Origin of the sequence: Desulfovibrio sp. JY (assembly GCA_021730285.1) — a bacterium.
Classification (GTDB): domain Bacteria; phylum Desulfobacterota; class Desulfovibrionia; order Desulfovibrionales; family Desulfovibrionaceae; genus Solidesulfovibrio.
Genome location: CP082962.1, coordinates 556077 through 572504, shown reverse-complemented (window position 1 = coordinate 572504; position 16428 = coordinate 556077). Strand labels below are relative to the sequence as shown.

Annotated in this window: 13 protein-coding genes; 6 read left to right on the top strand and 7 right to left on the bottom strand. The window is 66.6% G+C overall.

All coding sequences use genetic code 11. From position 1 onward, the window contains the following. Both frr and uppS read left to right on the top strand, forming a co-directional pair. Nucleotides 1-555, top strand: a complete 555-nt coding sequence (gene frr, locus K9F62_02445; GenBank protein UJX41578.1) for a ribosome recycling factor — start codon at nt 1-3, stop codon at nt 553-555. A gap of 11 nt (nt 556-566) precedes the next feature. Next, on the top strand, nt 567-1271 hold the full coding sequence (uppS, locus tag K9F62_02440) for a di-trans,poly-cis-decaprenylcistransferase (GenBank protein UJX43108.1): 705 nt from the start codon (nt 567-569) through the stop codon (nt 1269-1271). Between the two features lie 832 nt (nt 1272-2103). Here the strand turns inward: uppS and K9F62_02435 are convergent. The 3 genes from K9F62_02435 to K9F62_02425 are packed head-to-tail and all read right to left on the bottom strand — an operon-like array spanning nt 2104 to nt 6212. Next, a complete protein-coding gene (locus tag K9F62_02435) occupies nt 2104-3480 on the bottom strand; it encodes a HAMP domain-containing histidine kinase (protein ID UJX41577.1) in 1377 nt (458 codons plus the stop codon). Continuing rightward, nucleotides 3467-4144: a response regulator transcription factor gene (locus K9F62_02430; GenBank protein UJX41576.1), complete on the bottom strand. Its 678-nt coding sequence runs from the start codon at nt 4142-4144 to the stop codon at nt 3467-3469. Before K9F62_02430 ends, K9F62_02435 begins: the two co-directional genes overlap by 14 nt. 55 nt (nt 4145-4199) lie before the next feature. Further along, a complete protein-coding gene (locus tag K9F62_02425; GenBank protein UJX43107.1) occupies nt 4200-6212 on the bottom strand; it encodes a response regulator in 2013 nt (670 codons plus the stop codon). A gap of 710 nt (nt 6213-6922) precedes the next feature. Here K9F62_02425 and K9F62_02420 point away from each other — a divergent pair. Then, nucleotides 6923-8215: an ABC transporter substrate-binding protein gene (locus tag K9F62_02420; GenBank protein ID UJX41575.1), complete on the top strand. Its 1293-nt coding sequence runs from the start codon at nt 6923-6925 to the stop codon at nt 8213-8215. A gap of 128 nt (nt 8216-8343) precedes the next feature. Here K9F62_02420 and K9F62_02415 read toward each other — a convergent pair whose 3' ends face one another. Both K9F62_02415 and rnr read right to left on the bottom strand, forming a co-directional pair. Further along, the gene (locus K9F62_02415; GenBank protein UJX41574.1) at nt 8344-8793 is read right to left on the bottom strand and encodes a hypothetical protein; all 450 of its coding nucleotides are present in this window, start codon (nt 8791-8793) and stop codon (nt 8344-8346) included. Next, a complete protein-coding gene (gene rnr / locus K9F62_02410) occupies nt 8790-11012 on the bottom strand; it encodes a ribonuclease R (protein ID UJX41573.1) in 2223 nt (740 codons plus the stop codon). The genes K9F62_02415 and rnr overlap by 4 nt, the downstream gene beginning before the upstream one ends. 131 nt (nt 11013-11143) lie before the next feature. On the opposite strand from rnr, the gene K9F62_02405 reads away from it, so the two are divergent. Next, entirely contained in the window at nt 11144-11494 is a 351-nt protein-coding gene (locus tag K9F62_02405) for a hypothetical protein (protein ID UJX41572.1), read from the top strand. 15 nt (nt 11495-11509) lie between these two features. Here K9F62_02405 and K9F62_02400 read toward each other — a convergent pair whose 3' ends face one another. After that, nucleotides 11510-12280: a M48 family metallopeptidase gene (locus tag K9F62_02400; protein ID UJX41571.1), complete on the bottom strand. Its 771-nt coding sequence runs from the start codon at nt 12278-12280 to the stop codon at nt 11510-11512. Nucleotides 12281-12414: 134 nt separating this feature from the next. Here K9F62_02400 and K9F62_02395 point away from each other — a divergent pair, with 134 nt between their 5' ends. Both K9F62_02395 and K9F62_02390 read left to right on the top strand, forming a co-directional pair. Next, on the top strand, nt 12415-13791 hold the full coding sequence (locus K9F62_02395) for an SH3 domain-containing protein (protein ID UJX41570.1): 1377 nt from the start codon (nt 12415-12417) through the stop codon (nt 13789-13791). Nucleotides 13792-13832: 41 nt separating this feature from the next. Further along, the gene (locus tag K9F62_02390; GenBank protein UJX41569.1) at nt 13833-14270 is read left to right on the top strand and encodes a hypothetical protein; all 438 of its coding nucleotides are present in this window, start codon (nt 13833-13835) and stop codon (nt 14268-14270) included. A gap of 541 nt (nt 14271-14811) precedes the next feature. On the opposite strand, the gene K9F62_02385 is transcribed toward K9F62_02390, so the two are convergent. Next, the gene (locus tag K9F62_02385) at nt 14812-16215 is read right to left on the bottom strand and encodes an FAD-binding protein (GenBank protein ID UJX41568.1); all 1404 of its coding nucleotides are present in this window, start codon (nt 16213-16215) and stop codon (nt 14812-14814) included. Nucleotides 16216-16428 lie beyond the last annotated feature (213 nt).

Sequence of the window (16428 nt, the reverse complement as noted above, 5' to 3'; positions counted from 1 at the left end):
ATGCAGGCAGTGCTCAAGGACGCCGAAGACCGGATGCAAAAGGCCTTGGCTTCGCTGGATAAGGAATTTTCGCGTCTGCGTACCGGACGGGCCTCCACGTCGCTGCTCGACGGTATCCGCGTGAACTACTACGACACCCCGACGCCTCTGGACCAGATGGCCTCGGTGTCCACCCCGGACAGCCGCACCATCACCATCGCGCCCTGGGACCGCAAGGCCTTCAACGACGTGGAAAAGGCCATCCTCAAGTCCGACCTCGGCCTGACGCCGGTCAACGACGGCAAGATCATCCGTATCGTCATCCCGCCCCTGACCGAGGACCGCCGCAAGGAATTGGCCAAGGTGGCCAAGAAATATTCCGAAGAGGCCAAGGTCGCCATTCGCAACATCCGCCGCGACGCCAACGACGTCCTCAAGAAAAAGAAAAACGACAAGGCGATCAGCGAAGACGACCAGCGCAAGGGCCAGGAGGACATCCAGAAGCTCACCGATGCCTACATCGCCAAGGCCGATGATGCGCTTGCCAAGAAAGAAAAGGAAATCATGGAGATATAGTGCCCGATTCCATGTCCCTTCCCCGGCACGTTGCCATCATCATGGATGGCAACGGACGCTGGGCCACCATGCGCGGACTGCCCCGCAGCGAAGGCCACCGGGCCGGCACCGAAGCCGCGCGCGGGATTGTCACGCGCTGCCGCGAACTGGGTATCGGCCACCTCACCCTCTACACGTTTTCCAAGGAAAACTGGGGGCGGCCGGCCGACGAGGTCAAGTTTCTGTTCGATCTTCTCGTGCGTTTTCTCACCCGCGAACTCGATACCCTGGTCAAACAGTCCATTCGCTTCAAGGTGCTCGGCGAAATGGACGCGCTGCCCCTGGCCACGCGCAAAGTCCTTGGCCACGTCATCGCCAAGACCGCCCACTGCACCGAGATGACCCTCAACTTGGCGCTCAACTACTCCGGCCGCGATGAGATCCTGCGCGCCTGCCGCAGCCTTATGCGCCAGGGCCTCGCCCCCGGAGACCTTACCGAAGAGCGCCTCTCGGCCGAGCTCTACACTGCCGGCCAGCCCGACCCGGACCTCATCATCCGTACCAGCGGCGAGAAGCGCCTGTCCGGATATCTGCTGTGGCAGTCCACCTACAGCGAGTTCGCCTTCCCCGATACCCTGTGGCCGGACTTCACCCCCGACCATCTCGACGCCGCCATAAGCGACTACCAGCACCGCTCCCGCCGCTTCGGCCTCACCGGCGACCAGATCACCGAGTAGCCGGGTTGCCGGGGCGCGGGTTGCCGGGGTGCCGGCTGCCCCGGGGCGCTGCCCCGGACCCCGGCAGAGGCTCCGCCTCTGCACTCCGCCGGGGGGCTTGATGCCCCCCGGTCCCCCCTCTCGGCTTATTCTCTCTCTCCCCTGCCAACCCAAGCTACGTCGCAAAAACACAGACCCCCGCCGGGGAAGCGGGGGCCTGCTCAAGGAGGGAGGAGAGAGAGTGGTCTTGTGGCCGTCGCGGCGTGGTGCGCACCGCTTAGCCGTTGACGGGCCGGCTTGAGGGGAAGCCGGGGTTGCCGTCATGATGTATATAAACAGGGATCATGAAAGGGGCATGGCCGGCGCATGAACTTTGGTTAGGAAAGAGGAAGCCCCCGCCGGGGGAGCGGGGGCTTCGCGTTCGAGGAGAGGAGGTTTCGGCTTGCGGTCCCGGGTGGGGTGAAGGGAGCGGGGACCGGGCCCTGGTTTGTTGGCAAAGGGCGGTGACGGCGCGGCCGGAGGGGGGTAGCCGCGTTGCCGTCGGGATGGAAGATAGGGCGGAAGGGTGGACCCGGCATGACCGGAACATGAACGTTGTTTAGGAAACGGGGATGCCGGAGAAACGAAAGCCCCCGCCGTGTGGGGGCGGGGGCTTCGTTCAAGGAGGGGGAGGGCGACCTTGGGCCATCCGGACGGGAGGGGCCGTACGGACGGCGGATGTAACAAAGAGGGTATGGTTCGGGCACGTTTGTGTGAGCCTAGCCACTACGCCGTATCCGACGCTGCCTGGATAGGCTGCCAGCATGGAGGTGAAATGGCCGCTTTATGAACTAAAATTCATTTTCGGCCGAGGTCAGGCGCGGGGACGGGGAAAGGCCAGGGTGACCCGCAGCCCGGGGTGGTTGTCTTCCAGGCGGAGCGCGGCCTGATGCAGGCCGGCGGCGGCGGCGACGAGGGACAGGCCCAGGCCGCTGCCCGGGGTGTTGCGGCTGGATTCCAGCCGGGCGAAGCGTTCGAGGACGAGGTCCCGGTATTCGGCCGGGATGCCGGGGCCGGTGTCGGCCACGGTCAGTTCCGGGCCGTTCGGGGTGGCGGTGAGGGTCACGGTGATGGCCCCGCCGTCGGGGGTGTACTTGACGGCGTTGTCGAGCAGGTTGGCCAGGGTCTGGGAGAGCAGGTGGCGGTTGCCGGGGACGGACACGTCCGGGGCGAGGGCCACGGAAAAGGCCAGGCCTTTTTCCTCGGCCAGGGGCTCGTAGAGCTCGGCCACGTCGGCGGCGAGGCTGGTCAGGTCCACGGTGGTGAAGTCCTGGCGGCGGGTGCCGGATTCGGCCTGGGCGATGGTCAAAAGGGCGTTGAAGGTCATCAGCAGGTTGTCGATTTCGCTGATGGTCTGGCGCAGCACGGTGCGATAGTGCTCGGGGTCGTCGACCGGCCGGGTCAGGGACATTTCCAGGCCCGAGCGGATGCGGTTTAAGGGCCCGCGCAGGTCGTGGGCGATGTTGTTGGACACCTGCTTGACGCCGTCCATGAGCTTGGAGATCTGGTCGAGCATGGCGTTTAAGTTTTCGGCCAGACGGTCGAACTCGTCGCCGGCCCCCCGGGTGGGGATGCGCCGGTTCAGCTCGCCGCGCATGATTTCCCGGCTGGCCTTGTTGATGACGTCGATGCGCTTGAGGGTCCAGCGGCTGGTTAAAAGGCCGCCCAGCCCGCCGAGCACAACGGTGATGCCGAGGCCCCAGATGAGCGCGTCCATGATGAGCCGTTCCACCTTGATGCGTTCCGACACGTCGCGGCCGACGATGAGGTGGAAGTTGCCGGGCAAAAGGAAGTAGCGCATGCGCACCCGGCGCGGCTCGAAATTTTCGGTGTCCTCCAGCGTGGCGTCGAACCAGCCCGAACCGGTGTCCTTGAACTTGGGCCAGTCGGCCAGATTGCCGGCCAGGGGGTTGAACTTCCAGTCGGTGAGCAGGTAGACGCTCGACCCGGCCTTGTCCTTGGCCACGCGGGATTTGATGACGCGGATAAGCCCGGTGAGGCCGAGCTGGCTGTATTGTTCGGCCAGGCCCTGGATCTCGGCGTTTATCGTCTCGTCGGTCTGCCGCTCCATGAAGCCGGCGGTGGAGGTGTAGATGAACCCCAGCAGCACCAGCACCGACAGGCCGAAGGCGGCCATATGGATGATGGACAGGCGCAGCGTCGAGGAACGCAGCAGTTTAGTTGGGATCACGCAGGCTGTATCCGGCGCCGCGGATGGTGGAGAGCAGGGGCTTGTCGTGGCCCTTGTCGATCTTCTGGCGCAGGCGGCTGATGTGGACGTCGATGACGTTGGTCTGGGGATCGAAGGAATAGTCCCAGACGTTTTCGAGCAGCATGGTGCGGGTGACCACGTGTCCGGCGTGGCGCATGAGGTATTCGAGCAGGGCGAATTCCTTGGGCTTGAGTTCGATGGGCTTGCCGGCGCGCCGGACCGTGCGGGCCACCAGATCCATCTCCAGATCCGCGATTTTGAGTGTGGTGTCCGGGGCTTCGGAGCGGCCCCGGCGCAGCAGGGCCTCCAGCCGGGCGAGCAGCTCGGCAAAGGCGTAGGGCTTGACCAGATAGTCGTCGCCGCCGGCTTTTAAGCCCTTGACCCGGTCGTCCACGTCGCCGAGCGCCGACAGGATCAGCACGGGGGTATGGTTGCCGGCCGTGCGCATGGTGCGCACGATGGTGAGCCCGTCGACGCCGGGCAGCATCCGGTCCACCACCAGCGCGTCGTAGGTTTCCCCCGCCACGCGGTACAGCGCCTCGCGGCCATCGGCCACATGGTCGGCGACGTAGCCCGATTCCTTGAGCCCCTTGATCATGTACGCGGCGGCTTCCAGATCGTCTTCCACGATGAGCACGCGCATGGCGCACCTCCGGTTTGGCCGAATTGGTGAAGCCTACCCTGTTTGGTCCGCCTTGTTAAGCGGCCGGCCCGTCGCCCGGGCGGCGGGGCTTGGCCAGGGCCCGGCGCAGGGCCGCCTCGAGTTGGCGCATGTCGATGGGCTTGGACACGTAGTCGTCGAAGCCCGCTTTGAGTATTTGTTCCCGGTAGCCTTTGACGGCGTGGGCGGTGAGCGCCACCACGGGCGTGTCGGCCCGCTCCCCGTAAAGGGACGGGTCGCGCAGCCTGGTCAGCGTCTCCAGGCCGTTTAGTCCCGGCATCTCCACATCCATGAGCACGCAGTCGAAGTCCGTCTCCGCAAGCAGGACCAGGGCGGCCCGCCCCGAATCCACGGCCGTGACGCCATGTCCCCGTCGCTCCAGCAGCCGTTTGGCCACGAGCTGGTTGATGCAGTTGTCCTCGACCAGCAGGATGGACAGGGGCGGCAAAGGCGGGCGGGCGGCGGGCGCCACGGGTCTGGGACGGGACGCTCCGACCTTTTTGCCGCACAAGGCGGTGAAATAAAACGTGCTGCCTTTTCCCGGCCGGGAGGTGAGCCAAAGACGTCCGCCCATGAGCGCGACCAGGCTGTTGCAGATGGAAAGCCCCAGCCCCGTGCCGCCGACGTCGCGCGTGAGGCTCCCGTCGAGCTGGGTGAACGGTTCGAAGATGCGTTCCTGCTTGGCGGCGGGGATGCCGATGCCGGTGTCGGAAACGGAGAAACGCAGGGGGATATGGTCCTCGGCGGAGGGGGCGTCGGTCGTCTCGCCGGGCTCCACGCACAGGCGCACGTCGCCGTTCTTGGTGAATTTGAGCCCGTTGGAAACCAGATTGGCCACGACTTGCCCCAGCCGTCCGGCGTCGCCGATGACGGTTTCGGGCACGTCCGGGTGCACGGAGAGGCTTAAGGTGTTGCCGTGGCGCGCGGCCAGGCTGTCGAACAGCCGCAGGCAGCGGCCGAGTATCCGACGCGGGGAAAAGGGCGTCGCGGCAAGCTCCATCCGGCCGGCCTCGATACGCGAGAAGTCCAGGATGTCGTTGACGATGTCGAGCAGCGACAGGGCCGACTGGCGGGCCAGATCGAGGTATTCGCGCTGTTCCCCGGTCAGGTCGGTCTGGAGGGCCAGCTCGGTCATGCCCATGATGCCGTTTATGGGCGTGCGGATTTCGTGGCTCATGGTGGCCAGGAATTCCGATTTGGCCTTGTTGGCGGCCTCGGCCGCCTCCATGGCCCGGGTCAGGTTCTGGCGCGTGCGCATAAGCTCGGTGACGTCCACCATGGCCTCGATGATGCAGGAGTCGTCGGGGAGCTTGTGGGCGGTCTTGTACATGATGCGTTCGCCGCGCAGGGTGGCGATGGCGCATTCCCGGTCGCGCACCACGCCCGAATCGGCACTCAGGGCCGGGCAGGTCTCCTTGTTGCACAAAAAGCCCTTGCAGGATTTCCCCAGCGCGTCCTTCCCGAACAGGCGGGCGGCGGCGGGGTTCTGGTATTCGAGAATCCGGTCGCCGCCTGCCGCGACGCGCACCTTGACGATGGGGATGGGGGCGCTGTCGAGGACGGTTTCCAGGTCTTGCCTGGCCAGGGTGCTGTCGGTGACGTCGAGGACCAGGCTCTGGGCGGCGTTGACCCGGCCGGCGGCGTCGCGCAACAGCCGGACGTGGTCGGTGACGTGGCGGGTCTGGCCGTCCCGGGTCCGCAGGCGGTAGTCCAGGATGCAGGCGTCGTTGCCGGCGGCGGCGTTTTCCCGCAGGGTCGCCTCGACCCGGGGCAGGTCGCCCGGGTGGACGAGTTCGCGGGGGAGCACGGTGCCGCTGAGCAGCTTTTCGCGGGAAAAGCCGAGGCGGGCGATGTTGGCAGAGACGTATTCCAGGGGGCCGGGTTCGCCGTCGGACACGGGGTAGCGCAGGAGGAACGCGGGACTGGTTTCGAGGATGAGGTCGGCCAGGCGCAGGGCTTCTTCGGATTCGCGCCGGGGGGTACGGTCGGAGAGCGCGAGGTGGAGTCCCTGGCCCCCGTCCGGGTCGGACGACCGGCCGTGGGGCGTGATGACGGCTTCCACGTAAAGGCCGGTTCTGTCCGGACGCGACAGCCGTATTTCCACGACCTGCCGTTCCCCGGTCTGTCTGGTCCGGTTGAGGAGGGCGCGCAGCAGCGGCTGGTCGACACGGACCACGAATCTGGAAAAGGGGCGGCCGCGCAGGGTTTCGGGCGTATGGCCGAGCATGGCCGAGGCCTGGCGGTTGGCCGCGACGATGCTGCCGGTCGTGTCCAGGCTGAGAAAGCCGACCGGGGCGCACTCGTAGAGGTTGTCGTAGCGGTCGCGGCTTTCGGCCAGGGCGGCCCGGGTCTCCCGCAACTGCTCGTCCTGGCGCGAAAGCGCTTCCTGGCTGGCGCGCAGGGCTTCACGCAGTCGGGCGACGGTTTCCGGCGACAGGGACGCGGGGTCCATGGCTGGTGGAGATCCGGTTGCGGGGGACGTGGCGCCTCGGCCCGGGCTCGGCGTCACGTCTTCCGAGGCTAGGGGGTCGTTCATGGCCAATCCTTGTAGGGAATGGGGGGGCAAAACAGGCGGCGGGCAAAGCCGCGTAGGTACTGTATGCCAATGGGCCTGGTTTGGAAAGGGCGCGCCTGGCGGCCGGCGATCTGTTTTCTTTTGTCCCGGTTGAGGGTATGGGCCAATAAGTGCGGCATGCGTTTCGACGCGGGCCGCGGACATACGGCGCGGCGGCCATGGCGCTGTCGCGGCAAGGAGAGGATATGAACGGGCATGGGGTTGGGAGAAAACGGCGCGTCGGCTTGTCCGGCCTGCGGCGTCTGGCGGTGGCGTGTCTGGCTGTGGCCGCGCTGCTGGCCCTTGTCGGCGTGGCGGCGGCCCAGAAGGGCGGCGGGTATACCTTCGGGGCGCTTTTGCCGCTGACCGGGCCCCTGGCCGAGCGCGGCAAGACGTCCAAGGCCGCCCTGGAGCTGGCCCAGACCGACATCAACAACTATCTGGCGACCAGCGGCGCGGGCGGCCAGGCCCGGTTCGTCCTGGAAGACACCGGCGGCAAGCCGGCCACGGCCGTGGAGCAGCTGAAGGCCCTGGCCGGACAGGGCATCCGGGTCGTCATCGGCCCCTTTTCCGACGACGAGGCCGAGGCCTGCCTGGAATACGCCGACAAAAACAACATGGTGCTCATCAGCCAGGGCAGTTCCGGGCCGTTTTTGTCCAAGAAGGGCGACAACCTCTTTCGCCTGTCGCCGTCGGACACCTATCAGGCCGAGGCGGTCACGAGCCTCATGCGCCAGGAAGGCGTGGGCACGGTGGTGCCGCTGTGGCAGGGCGACCGCTACGGCGACGACATGGTCGTCCATGTCAAGGCGCGCTTTCGCCAGCTTGGCGGCGAGGTTTTGCCCGGGGCCCGGTTCGCCCCGGACCGCAAGGATTTCGCCGAGATCCTCGGCGATCTGGCCAAGCAGGTGGGCCAGCTTTCGCGCGAGCGCAAAAACGGCAAGGTGGCGATCTATTTCGCCGGCGGTCCGGAGGTCGTGACCCTCCTGAAGGGCGCTTCCAAGTATCCGGAACTGGCGGCCGTGCCCTGGTATGGCTGCGACGCCACGGCCATGTTCGACCCCATCGCCAAGGACCCGGAGAGCGCGGCCTTCGCCATGAAGGTCCGCCTGGCCAGCCCGCGTTACGGCGAGGGCGGAGCCAACGTGTATGCGCTGACGGAAAAGCGCATCCAGGACAAGGCCGACCTTTTTCCCGACACCCAGAGCCTGGCCGCCTACGACGGGGCCTGGGCGGCCTTTTTCACGGCCCAGGCCGTGGGTGGGACCGGCGATGCCGCACGGTTCAAGCAGATGCTGCCCCGGGTGTGCGAGCGCATGTACGGCGTGACGGGCTGGCTGGCCCTAAACGAACACGGCGACCGCCGCGAGGACTGGGATTTCGACTTCTGGGTGCTCGGGCACGACAAGGACAAGTATTTCTGGGAAAAGGCCGCCCGCTACCAGTTCGAGCCGGGCACGGCCAAGGAGCTTTTCCTGAGTTCCGGCAAGAAGAAGTAGGCGGGCTCGGTCCATCGGCTCGGTTTTCCCGGCCCGTCGTGGTTCATCCCCGGCGGGCCGGTTGCGTTTCGGGCTCCGGCGCGATGGCCTTGGGCGTCAGGGACAGGGGGCGGGCATGGCCGCCGGCCTTAGGCGTAGCCCTTGCCGCGGCACGGCTGCTTCCGCGACCCGGCCGCGTCGCCCGGGCCGAGCAATCGGCCGATGGTCATAAGCAGCCACCAGACCACGGCCGTTGCGGCGACCGTGAAGACGACGATGCCGGCGCGCTCCCGGGCCATGCCGGCAACGGTGTCGTCATGGAGGCGTTCGACGGCGGCGATGTTGAAGCGCTCCCCGAACCGGTCCCGGTAATCGGCCACGAGCTGCTGGTACTGGGCGTCGGGGTCGCTTGCCTCGGGCTGGTCGTAGGGACGGAAATCCTTGTCCACGGCATTGGCCGCGAGATAGGCCAGTTGCAGCCGCTCCTTGGCCAGCTTGAGCGGGGTGGGCCAATCGATCGCGGCCGCCCCGGCGGCGGCCACGAGCCAGATAACGGCCAGGGCGGCAAGGAGCGTGTCCCGGCGGCGAAAGCGGTTCATTTGCGGCGACGCCTCGAACTTTTGCGTTTGGCCGTGGGCAGGGCCAGCGGCGCTTCGCCGCCCTCGACCAGGCCGAGGTCCACGGACAGCCGTCCCATGTCCACGCCCGTCAGTTCCACTTCCACCGGCTGGCCCAGCCGGAACCGGCGGCCGGTGCGCTCGCCGATAAGTTCATGGCGTTCCGGGAAATAGGTGTAGTAGTCGTCGGAAAGCGACGACAGCCGCACCATGCCCTCGGCCATGACCTCCTTGAGTTCCACCCAGAAGCCGAAATCCGCAATGGAGCTGACCACGCCGGTAAAGCGCCGGCCGACCTTGTCGGCCAGGAAAAGCACGGTGACGCGCTTTAATATTTCGCGCTCGGCCTCCATGGCCACCCGTTCCCGGCGGCTGATGTGCTCGGCCACCTTGGCCAGCCGGGCCAGCTTTTTCTCCGGTACGGCTTTGCCGGCCAGCACGTTTTTGATGGAGCGGTGCACCACCAAGTCGGCGTAGCGGCGTATGGGGGAGGTGAAGTGGCAGTAGCAGGTCGAGGCCAGGCCGAAATGCCCGTCGAGCTTGGGCGAGTAGGAGGCCTGCATCATGGTGCGCAGCGCGATCCGGCTGACCAGGAAGTCGAGGTCCGTGCCCGAGGCGGCCCGCAGCATGGTGGCCAGATCCCCGGGGCCGGGGGTCGGGGGGAGCTGGGGAGCCAGGTCGGTCGTGGCCAGAAGCTTGAAAAAGGCTTCGAGCTTGGTCGGATCGGGCTCGGGGTGGACTCGGTAGAGCACCGGCGCGTCTTTTTCGGTCAGGAACCGGGCCACGGCCTCGTTGGCCGCGATCATGAATTCCTCCACGATCTGGTGGCCGAAATGGCGCACCTTGGGCCGGATGTCCTGGGTCTCGCCCTGGAAATTGAACAGGATTTCCGGTTCGGGCAGATCGAAGTCCAGGTTGCCCCGCTCCGTGCGCACGGCGTTTATGGCCCGGGCCAGCACCTCGGCCGTGGTCAGCATGGGCAGGACGGCCGCGATCTTTTCGCGTTCCGCTTCGTCGCCGAGCAGCAGCGCCCGGTTGACCTGGGCGTAGGTCAGGCGCGCCTTGGACTCGATGACCGCCGGGTAGATGTCGGTGCGGCCGGGCAGGCCCTTGGCCGAAAAATCGATCTCCGCCACCATGGCCAGGCGCGGCACGTTGGGGTTTAAGCTGCAAAGCCCGTTGGAGAGCCGCTCGGGCAGCATGGGCTCCACGGATTGGGGAAAATAGTAGGAGTTGCCGCGTTCCAGGGCTTCGGCGTCCAGGGCGCTGCCCTCGGGCACGTAGTGGGACACGTCGGCGATGGCCACCCAGAGGGTATAGGCCCGGCCGCGTTTTTTCACGTAAATGGCGTCGTCGAAGTCGCGCGCCTTGGCCCCGTCGATGGTGACGAAGGTCAGGTCGCGCAGGTCCTTGCGGCCGGCGAAATCGGCCTCGCCCGGGGCTTCGGGCAGCGCCTCGGCCTCGTTGATCGTCTTGGGCGGGAAGGGGCCGGGGATGTCGTGGTTGAGCTTGACCAGGCGTTCCTGCACGGCCACGTCGCCCTGGGCGCCGAGAAGCTCCAACCCTTTGCCGGAATAGAGCTTGTATTCGAGCTTTTCCCCCACGCCCACGTTCATGATGTCCTCGGGGCCGGGCACCGGATCCTCCGGCGTCGGGGGAATGTAGTCCACCATGAAGCTCATGGAGTGGCGGGCATCCGTCGGACGGCACAGGAACAGGTCGGGCGCCATGCGCTTGATCACCCGGCAGGGCAGCGTCGAAACGCCGCGCTCGATGACCCTGGCCACACGGCCTTCGTGGTTCTTGTCCTTGCGTTCGCGGGTGACGGCGACGGCCACCCGGTCGCCGTGCCAGGCATCGCCGATATCCTTGGGATGGATAAAGATGTCCTTGCGGCGTTTGTCGTCGGGAAGCACGTAGCCCACGCCAGAACGGCTTATCTCAAGCACCCCGGTGAGAAGCCGCATGCTTTCCAGAAGTCCCCAGCCTTTCTGGACGCGGATGAGCTTGCCCGCCTCGCGCAGGTTTTCGAGCATGTGGCGCAGGTCGTGGAATTTGAAGGCTGTGCCCTGGAGGCTGCGCGCCACCTCCTTGTCGGACAGGGGCTTGCCGCTTTCGCGGAAGATCCGCAATATGGCGGCCGTGTCGAGTCCGGCCCCCGGTCCCTTTGGGGAACGTCCTTTTCTTCTTCTTGCTGTCATGTATCCTCTGTCCTCCAATAGTCGCGCTCCTCACCCTCTACAGCCCCGCGCGGCGCGACACAAGCCCGCTGCGCGTTGCGAGGGGCTTTCGGGCGTGGTATTTCGCCAAAAAGTCAACATGCGGAGGCGGTATGCAGGATGCGCCCTGTCGTCTGCTCGGCGAAATACGCTATCCCGAGGAATATTCCTTCGAACGGGTGGGGGAGATCGAGTCCGAGGCCGGGGAGGTGCTGGCCGGGGCGTTGGCCGGTCTGGATGTCGCCCGCCTCGAAGTGATGCCGGGGCCGGAGTCGCTGCGGTTCGAGGTGGCCTGCGAGGAGTGTCCGGCCGAGGAGGGGGCGTCGGTGGCCGAGGCGCTGCTCGATCTCGCCGGCGACGGGCCGTCTGGCCGTCTGGTCGTCGTGCGGGGCGTGGATGAGCCGATCACCGTGTTTTATTTTTCCGGCGAAAAGCTCGACGAGGTCACGCTGGAGCAGCCGTAGGGGGGCTTTGGCCGGTTACGGCAACCACAGCGGCAGATAGTGGCGGGCGCTATTGAGCCGCGCGTCCATGGCCCGGCAGTCCGGAACGTATTTCTCCACGACGTCCCAGAACCGGGCCGAATGGTTGAGCTCGACGGTGTGGCACAGTTCGTGGACCAGCACCAGCCGGCACAGCTCCGGCGGCAAAAAGGCGATGGTGTAATTGAGGTTGATGTGCCCCTTGGCCGTGCAGCTCCCCCAGCGGGTGCGCTGGGCCCGGATGGTCACGGCGCTGTAGCCAAGCCCGATGGTCTCGGACACCCGGGCCAGTTCCCGGCGCAACAACTCGCCGGCCCGGCGACGGCTAAACGCCGTCAGCGCCTCGGACACCGCCGCCGGGTCCGAAACCGCCCCGGACACCAAAAGTTCCGTCGGACGCCAGTTCGAAACCAGGCAGCCGGCCATCTCCCGGGCCAGATAGGACAGCTTCCACTGCCGGGAAAAGGCCGTCAGCACGAGCATGGAGGGACGCGGCGCCACCGGTCCCTGGCCCGGAAGCCCGCCCTCGGCCGCCATGCGGCGCGAGATGCGGTCGATCCAGTCGCGCCTGGCTTCCACCGCCTGGAGCAACAATCCCGCCCCCACCCCGGCCGGGGCCACCACCTCGAGCCCCTTGCCCGGCAGCATGCGCAAGACGATGCCCCGGGCCCGGGCGCTTACCCGCACCGAAACAGGCACCGTCTCCGGCACCCGGGAGGCGAGCAGACGCGCGGTCTCGGCCGCGTCCATGGCCTTAGCCTGTTTCATACCCACAACCGCAACCTTTCATCCTTGTCGTCCTTATCGGGCTTGTGTTCGCGTGCGCCAACGTCTACCCTCCCGCCAGCCGGATAGTCGGCGGCCGCGTCCGCCGTCAAGTTGGGGAAGGGGGGCTTTGCGCCATGCAGTCCATGTCACGGCGGTTGCGTTTCGCCGCGCTTTGCGTCTTCCTGCTTTTGGTCTGGGGCTGCGCCCGGGCTCCACAGATTCCCCTTGCCCCCACGCCGCCGTCCGTCCCGACAGGCAAGGGCGAGGTCCAGGACCTGCGCGTCCTGCCCCAGGACCTAAACGCCTACCTGCGGCCCGGTACCGCCGACCGGCTGCTTTATCCCAAGGAACAGGCCGGACTGCGCATGGAAACCTTCCTGCAGACCTGGCTGACGCCCTGGAACCTGGGCCGGCCGGAATATTCGCGCCGGGCCGTGGAGACGATCTTCCGCCGCTTCGAAAAATCCCCGGGATTCGGTGCCAACGGACAGCCGAACAGCCCGTCCTTCGCCGCTTCGCTCCACGCCGCCGCCGGACTCGGCTCCTACCCCAACGTCATGCGCAAGGCGCTGACCGTCAAAAACACCAACCTGCGCGGCATGCCCACGAAGGCCCCGCGCTTTGCCGACCCGAGCCTGCCCGGCGAAGGCTACCCCTTCGACTATCTCCAGCATACCGCCCTGCCGCCGGGCACCCCCATCCTCGTCACCCACGCCAGCCGCGACGGCTCCTGGGTGCTGGCCGAATCCGCCCTGACCTTCGGCTGGCTGCCGGCCACGGACGTGGCCTACGTCGACGAGGCCACCATCGCTCAATTCTCCACGCCGCGCCTCGCGGCCGTGGTCAAGGACCAGACGTCGCTGCCCGAGGCCGGCATCACCGCCGACGTGGGCGCGTTCTTCCCCCTGGCCGGACCGGCCGACGCCTCGGGCGTCACCGTGCTCGTGCCGCGCCGGGGCGGCTCGGGCCAGGCCGAGACCGTGCGCGTGCACCTGCCGGCCACGGCCGCCGTGCCCATGCCCATGCCCATGACGCCGCGAAACGTCGCCGCCGTGGGCAACCAGTTCATGGGCAAAATCTACGGCTGGGGCGGTATCGACGGCAAACGCGACTGCTCGGCCCTGACCCACGACCTCTTCGTGCCCTTCGGCATCTACCTGCCGCGCAATTCCGCCAGCCAGGCCGCCTACGGCGGCGCCATTCCCCTTGGCGACATGGACAACGCCCAGAAGGAAACGACCATCCTCAGCCATGGCGTTCCCTTTGCCAGCCTGATTTGGATGAAAGGTCACATTCTCGTCTACGTCGGCGAGTACAAAGGACATCCCGTGGTCTACCACGACATGTGGGGGCTGCACACGTTCAGTGAAACGGGACGCGACGGCCGGCTCGTGATCGGACGCGCCGTCGTCACCACACTGCGCGCCGGCGAGGAAGTGCCGGCCGTGGGGCCGACCCATATTCTGCTCAATCGCGTGCGGTCTCTGTCTATTCTGGTCAGTCCCTATTAAATCGCCGCGCCCGGCATCCAAGCGAGGAGGGAGGAAAGAGGATGCGCAATTTTTTCGCCTGGGTGAGCGTTTGCTTTGCCGGAGGCCTCGTGGGAGGCCTCATCAACAGCATTTTTATTTACCTGGCCGGTGCCTACGGAGCGTTCAGCAGCCTGAACGTCGCCATGGCCCCCCAATGGACCCTGCCCTGGCTCTACCCCAGACTCGTCTGGGGCGGCGTGTGGGGGCTGCTGCTGACCCCCCGCTGGATGCCGGGCTCCATCTTCTGGCGCGGCGTCATCGCCAGCATCGCCCCGACCCTCTTCCAACTGCTGATCGTCTTCCCCAATATGCTCGACAAGGGCCTTTGGGGCCTGGATCTCGGCCTGCTCACCCCTGTCGTCGTCATCGTCGCCAATATCGTCTGGGGTGTTGCCACCGCCATCTGGGTGCGCCTCGCCGACGATATCCCCGCCGGCAGCTATAGCCGCCTGCGGTAGCGGCGCAGGGCAGGAGTAGCAGGAGAGGAGTAGGCCAGGAGGAAGGGGGAACGGGAGCGGGGCTCTGCCCCGGACCCCGCCGGAGGGCTTATGCCCTCCGGACCTCCCTTTTCCGGGTTGGGATGGTGGAAGGCCATGGGGGAGACGGCGGGACGTCCTCTGTTTTGTCGCCGCAATCGGCCCGGCGGCACGAGGCGCTTTGCGCCTCGACGCCGGACACGATTGCGGCAACAACCGCGCCAGCGGCGAAGCGCCGCATTTTAAGACAAGTTGTTTCTCCGAATGTCGCCCCGCAGGGGCGACCGGCGTGGTGGCGGCGGAATTTGTTTGGGACGAGCTTGTCGCGAAGCGACATGCACCGTCCCGACAAATTCCGCTGCCATCTTCTCCACTCTCCGCCTTCCCGCCAGCCAACCCACCCTCCGCCCGACCAAAGCACACCGAACGGGGGGACCGGGGGGCCCGTGGCCTCCCGGCGGGGGTGCGGGGGCAGAGCCCCCGCCGGGGTCTGGGGCGGAGCCCCAGCCCTAGCCCCCAGCGGCTAACGGCTGGCCAGCTTCCGCAGGATGGCCTTGGCCGGGATGAGTCCGGTCGCGGCGGCGGAGACGATATTGCCGGCCACGCCCGGCCCGTCGCCGGCCACGTACATGCCTGCCACGGTGGTTTCGAGGTCAGGGGTGGTGTCGATCTGGGTGGCGAAGAATTTGATTTCCGGGGCGTAGAGCAGGGTCTCGTCGTTGGCGACGCCGGGCACCACGGCGTTTAATTGTTCCAGGCCGTCGATGATGTTGGTCATGATGCGTTCGGGCAGGGCCATGGCGATATCGCCGCAGGTGACGGAGGTGAGCGTCGGTTCGACGGAGCCTTTGCGGATGCGGCTCCAGGTGCTGCGCTGGCCGCGTTTGAGGTCGCCGAAGCGCTGGAGGATGGGATTGCCGCCGCCGATCATGGTGGCGAGGCGTCCGATGGCTTCGCCGTAGGCCTGGTTGTCGGAAACGGGGTCGGTCAGGACCACTTTGGAGAGAAAGGCGAAGTTGGCGCTGTCGGATTTGGCGTCCATGTAGGCGTGGCCGTTGACGCACACGAAGTCCTGGTAGTTTTCCAGGGCCACGTAGCCGCCCTGGTTGGTGCAGAAGGTGCGGGTCTGGTCGTCGTATTTGCGGGTGCGCACGAAGAAGGTGGGGTCGTAGATGACGTCGGTGATATCGGACAGGATTTCGTTGTGCACCTCGACGCGCACGCCCACCTCGATGCCGCGCTGGCTGTAGGAAAGGCCGTGGCGGCGGGCCAGCGCGCCCATCCATTCGGCGCCGACGCGGCCCGGGGCGAGGATGACGGCCGGGGCGCGGTATTCGCCCTTGCTGGTGGCGACGCCGGCCACGCGCCCGTTTTCGATGATGACGTCGCGGGCTTCCTCGCCGGTGCGGATGGTGACGCCCTGGTCGGCCAGCCGTTGGGACATGGCGGCCATATGGCCGGGCAGGTGGTCGCTGCCGAGGTGTTTTTGGCGGATGAGCAGCAGGTCGATGCCGAGTTTGCGGGCCTCCTTGCGGATCTGGCGGGCCTTTTCCATATCGGTCGGGTAGACGGGGCCGTCCATGCCGAGGTTGGAGAAAAGGGTCTCGGTTTCCTTGATCAAGGCCGTGGCCTCGGACAGGGGCATGAACTGGGTCAGGTCGGTCTTGCCGAGCTTGGGGATGAAGTTGAGCTTGCCGTCGGAAAAGAGCCCGGCCCCGCCGATGCCGGAGAGGATGTTGCAGGGCGCGCATTTGCGGCAATCCTTGCTGCCGTGCATGGGGCAGCGGCGTTTGCCGGCGGGTTGGCCTTTTTCCAGGAGCAGGATCGACAAGTCGGTGTTGCGGGACAGGTAATGGGCGGCAAAAAGCCCGGCCGGGCCGCCGCCGACGATGATGACGTCATGTTTTTTTTGAGAATCGTTTGCCACGGCTGGTCCTTGTGATACCGCCCCGAGGGGCGGGAGATAGAGTCTCTGCCTACAGCCGGGCGGGCCGGCTGGCAAGGCGCGGCGTTGGCCGGGGATGATATACCGTGGCGGCGCGCCAATATCCTTTTTCTTTTTCCCACGATCGGCTACGATGGAAAAGCGCCCCGTGCCCGCCTTCCGGGGCGTTTGGCCCGCGGGACGGCTATTTCGGGA